This window comes from Streptomyces sp. Rer75 (assembly GCF_013414305.1).
GTDB classification, from domain to species: domain Bacteria; phylum Actinomycetota; class Actinomycetes; order Streptomycetales; family Streptomycetaceae; genus Streptomyces; species Streptomyces himastatinicus.
Window position 1 is genome coordinate 3,740,051 of record NZ_CP058693.1, and the last position, 5,279, is coordinate 3,745,329.

At 73.2% G+C, this 5,279-nt stretch carries 1 pseudogene; it reads right to left on the reverse strand.

The features are described from left to right. Positions 1-252: 252 nt before the first annotated feature. A pseudogene (locus HYQ63_RS15625) lies at positions 253-5,211 on the reverse strand (type I polyketide synthase); the annotation flags it as partial. Between the last annotated feature and the right edge of the window lie 68 nt (positions 5,212-5,279).

Here is a 5,279-nt window from a genome sequence, read left to right on the forward strand (position 1 = left end):
CCATTTACGGCAGACGGCATCGGAAATGCTCCACAGATCCTCAACAGGGGAGCCGGTAACCAACAACCAATTAGTCGACTTCTCCACGAGAGGCTATGCGCCGGTTAACCCTGCCGACAACCCCTAGCTGCCCCCTATGACCCCCTGGTGACCCAGGGACTCGATAGGGGGCAGCCGGTATTGGAGAACTCTATTCAAGGGTGAGGAAAATCCTGTCCGACATCGAGAACGACGTCAATAGCAGAATTCTCGTCATGCCCTTCCCAGACCCTTGTTGATGAATGCGAACAGCTCTTCGTCGCTGGCCGACTGGAGCTGATCGGCCTCGGCCGCGCCCTGGGCGAGGGCCTCGGATGGGGCCGCCGCGGGCTCGGCCGGGGCCGCCGTGTCGTCCGACTCGTTCCACTTCGCCAGCAGCGACTGGAGGCGCATGGTGATGCGCGCCCGGGTGATGTTGTCGGGTGCGCTGTCGGCGAGCACCGTCTCCAGCTTGTCGAGTTCTTCGAGCACCGGGGCGCCGGTGGCCGCCGCGTCGGGCGCGATCTCGGCCCGCATATGGGCCGCCACGGCGGCCGGGGTCGGGTGGTCGAAGATCAGGGTCGGCGGCAGCTTGAGCCCGCTGGCCGCGCCCAGCCGGTTGCGGAGTTCGACCGCGGTGAGCGAGTCGAAGCCCAGGTCCTTGAACGCCCGGCCCGCCTCGATCGCCTCGGCCCCGGAGTGCCCCAGCACGGCGGCGACCGCGCCGCGGACCAGTTCCAGCAGCACCCGCTCGCGCTCGGTCTCGGGCAGCGTCGCGAGCTGACCGGCCAGCGCCTCCCCGGCGGCGGCCTCGTCGGCCGCGTCGGCCCGCATCTCCGCCACGACCTCGCGCGCCTCGGACAGTTCGTCCAGCAGCGGCCGGGGCCGGTCGGCGGTGAAGGCGAGGGTGAAGCGGCGCCAGTCCATGGCGATGACGGTGAGCGCCGTCTCGTCCCGGTCCAGGGCGTGCTGGAGCGCGGCGGTGGCGGGCAGCGGCGCCATCTCGTTGATGCCGTGGCGGCGCATCCGGTCGCCGGTGGCGCCGTCGACCGTGCCGCCGTCGCCCCACGGGCCCCAGGAGAGGGTGGTGGCGGGCAGCCCGTCCGCGCGGCGCTGCTCGGCGAAGGCGTGCAGGAACGCGTTGCCGGGCGCCTGGTTGCCCTGGCCCGGTGCGCCGAACGTCGCGGAGAAGTGCGAGAACAGCACGAACGCGGTCAGGTCCAGCTCCCGCGTCAGCTCGTGCAGATGGCGCGTGGCGTCCACCTTGAGCCGCAGCACGCGCTCGGCCTGATCCGGGGTCAGCCCCTCGATCACCCCGTCCTCGATGACCGCGGCGGTGTGCATGACGGCCGTCAGCGGCTGGTCGGCCGGGATGGCGGCGAGGGTGTCGGCGAGCGCGGCGCGGTCGGTCACATCGCAGGCGGCGAGGGTGACCTTGGCGCCGAGCCCGGTCAGTTCGGCCTCCAGCTCCACCGCGCCGGGCGCGTCCGCGCCGCGGCGGCTCGCCAGCACCAGGTGTTCGGCGCCGTTGCGGGCCAGCCAGCGGGCGACCTCCGCGCCGAGGCGTCCCGTACCGCCGGTGACCAGCGTGGTGCCGGACGGCTTCCAGGCCCGTACGGGGGGCGTGTCGGCGAGCGGGGCGCGCACCAGCCGCGGCCCGAAGACGCCCGCCTCGCGGATCGCCACCTGGTCCTCGTCGTGCTCGGCGGCGAGGACCCCCATGAGGCGGGACAGCGCCTGCTCATCGGGCGCCTGGGGCAGGTCGACCAGACCGCCCCAGCGCTCCAGGTGCTCCAGCGCGGCCACCCGGCCCAGGCCCCAGACGAGGGCCTGTTCGGGGCGTTCCGGCCGGTCGGCGCCGCCGGTGGAGACCGCGCCCTGCGTCAGGCACCACAGCGGTGCGCCGATTCCGGCGTCGCCGAGCGCCTGGATCAGGGCGAGCTGGGCGGCGGCTCCGGCGGGCAGGGCAGTGTCCCCCGCGTCCCCGGCCGGGGCGAGGAGCGACAGCACGCCCGTGAAGCCGTCCCCGCCCGCCTCCGCGAGCGCGGTACGCAGCCACTCGGCGAGCTGTTCGCGGCCATCGGAGCCGGGGTTCACCACGATCTGCTGGACGGAGGCACCGCGCCCGGTGAGCGCACCGGTCACGGCGGCCGTCCACGCGTCGTCGGTGCTGGCCGCGACGACGAGCCAGCTGCCGCCCGGGTGCGCGGACCGCGCCTCGGCGAGCGGCCGCCACGTCACGCGGTAGCGCCAGCCGTCCACGGTGGACTGCTCGCGGGCCTGCTTGCGCCACGAGGCGAGGGCGGGCAGGACGGCGCTCATCGGCTGGTCGCCGTCGACGGTCAGCTCGGCGGCCAGGGCCTGCCAGTCCTCGGCCTCCACCGCCGCCCAGAACTTGGCCTCCACGGCGTCGTGCCGGGTCTCCCCCGCCGCGCGCCCCGGCCCGGCCTCGGGCCAGTAGCGCTGCTGCTGGAAGGCGTACGTGGGCAGGTCGATACGGCGGGCTCCGGTGCCGTCGAACACCGCGTGCCAGTCCACGGCGACGCCGCGCGACCACGCCTCGCCGACGGACGCCCAGAAACGGTCGAGACCGCCCTCGTCGCGGCGCAGCGAGCCGATCGCGGCCGCGTCCACACCGGCGTCCTCGGCGGTGTCCTGCACGCCCATCGTCAGCACCGGATGGGCGCTGGACTCGATGAACACGCCGAAGCCCTCGTCCAGCAGGCGGCGGACGGCACTCTCCAGCTCGACAGTGCGGCGCAGGTTGGTGAACCAGTACTCCGCGTCCAGCTCCGGGCCCTCGACCCACTCCCCCGTCACCGTCGAGAGGAACGGCACCTGCGCGGTCTTGGGCTGTACGGGGGCCAGCAGCGTGAGGAGCTCGTCGCGCAACAACTCCACCTGCGCGGAGTGCGAGGCGTAATCCACCGGCACCCGGCGCGCCCGCACCTCATCCGCCTCACACGACGCCAGCAGCTCGTCCAGCGCCGCCGGTTCGCCCGACACGACCACGGCCGACGGGCCGTTGACGGCCGCCACCGAGATCCGCTCCTCACCCCACGCCGCGATCCGCTCCCGTACCTCCGACACGGGCAGCGCCAGCGACACCATGCCGCCCTTGCCCGCCAGCACCCGGCCGATCGCCTGGCTCCGCAACGCCACCACACGCGCCGCGTCCTTCAGCGACAGAACGCCCGCCACGCACGCGGCGGCGATCTCACCCTGCGAGTGGCCCACCACGGCGGCCGGTTCGACGCCGAGCGAACGCCACAGCTCGGCCAGGGACACCATCACCGCGAACAGCACCGGCTGGACCACGTCCACCCGGTCCAGCGACGGCGCCCCGTCCACCCCGCGCAGCACATCGACCAGCGACCAGTCGGTGAACTCCGCGAGCGCGGCGGCGCACTCCTCGATGCGGGCGGCGAACACCGGCGAGGCATCCATCAGCCCCACGCCCATCCGCACCCACTGGGCCCCCTGCCCCGGGAAGACGAACGCCGTCTGACCTGCGACGACGGAGCCCCGCTCGACGCCCGCGGCCATGCCGCCTTCGGCGAGGGCGGTCAGCCCGGCCACCAGTTCGTCGCGGTCCCGGCCCTGGACGACACCGCGTACGTCCAGCGCGGCGCGGGTCGTCGCCAGCGACAGCCCCATGTCCACCGGGCGCAGCGCCGGTTCGTCGTGGAGGCGGTCCAGCAGCCGCCGGGCCTGGGCGCGCAGCGCCGCCTCGCTCTTGCCGGACACCACCCACGGCACCACGCCGGGCTGCTTCGCCACCAGCTCGACCGGCTCCCGCTCCTCGGCGGGCGCCTGCTCGATGATGGTGTGCGCGTTGGTGCCGCTGAAGCCGAACGAGGAAATGCCCGCGCGGCGCGGACGGCCCGTCTCGGGCCACGCCGTGGCCGACCTGACCAGCGAGACCGCGCCCGAGGACCAGTCGATGTGCGGGGACGGTTCGGCGATGTGCAGCGACTCGGGCACCACACCGTGCCGCATGGCCAGCACCATCTTCATCACGCCCGCGATGCCCGCGGCGCCCTGGGTGTGGCCGATGTTGGACTTCACCGACCCCAGCAGCAGCGGCAGTTCCTCGGGGCGGTCGGCGCCGTAGGTGGCGAGGAGCGCCTGCGCCTCGATCGGGTCGCCCAGCGACGTACCCGTGCCGTGCGCCTCGACCACGTCCACGTCGGCGCCGGACAACCGCGCGTTGGCCAGCGCCTGCTGGATGACGCGCCGCTGGGACGGGCCGTTGGGCGCGGTGAGGCCGTTGGACGCACCGTCCTGGTTGACGGCGGAACCGCGGACGACCGCGAGCACCTGGTGGCCGTTCTTCCGCGCGTCCGACAGCCGCTCCAGCAGCAGGACGCCCACGCCCTCGGCCGGGCCGAAGCCGTCGGCGTCGGCCGAGAACGCCTTGCAGCGGCCGTCCTTGGACAGCCCGCGCTGACGGCTGAACTCGATGAACAACCCCGGCGTGGACATCACATGGACACCGCTCGCCAGCGCCAGCGAGCACTCGTCCAGACGCAGCGACTGCACCGCCAGGTGCAGCGCCACCAGGGACGCGGAGCAGGCCGTGTCCACGGTGACGGCCGGGCCCTCCAGGCCGAAGGCGTAACTGAGGCGGCCGGAGACGACGCTGCTGGCGTTGCCCGTGCCCAGGTGTCCGCCGAAGTCGTCGTCCGCGTCGAGCGCCACCGTCAGATAGTCGGAGGCGTTCATGCCCGCGAACACACCGGTACGGCTGCCGCGCAGCGCGGCCGGGTCGATGCCCGCCCGCTCGAACGCCTCCCACGACGTCTCCAGCAGCAACCGCTGCTGCGGGTCCATCGCCATCGCCTCACGCGGCGAGATGCCGAAGAACGCCGCGTCGAACCGGGTGGCGTCGCCGAGGAATCCGCCCTCGCGGGTGTACGTGGTGTCCGGGGTGTCCGGGTCCGGGTCGAACAGGTTCTGGAGGTCCCAGCCCCGGTCGGCGGGGAACGCCGTCTGCGCCTCGCCACCGGAGGCCATGAGCTGCCACAGCTCCTCGGGGGTGTCGACACCGCCGGGGAAGCGGCAGCTCATGCCCACGATCGCGATCGGCTCATGGGCCTGTTCGTCGACCTCCTGGAGACGCCGATGGGCGGCGGTGAGGTCAGTGGTGACCTTCTTCAGATATTCGCGGAGCTTGGCTTCGTTCGCAGTCGCCATGGACCTTCACCTATTCGCAAGTGCTCTGGATCGTCGGGGGGTGCGGGAGTGGGTGCCGTTCGCGT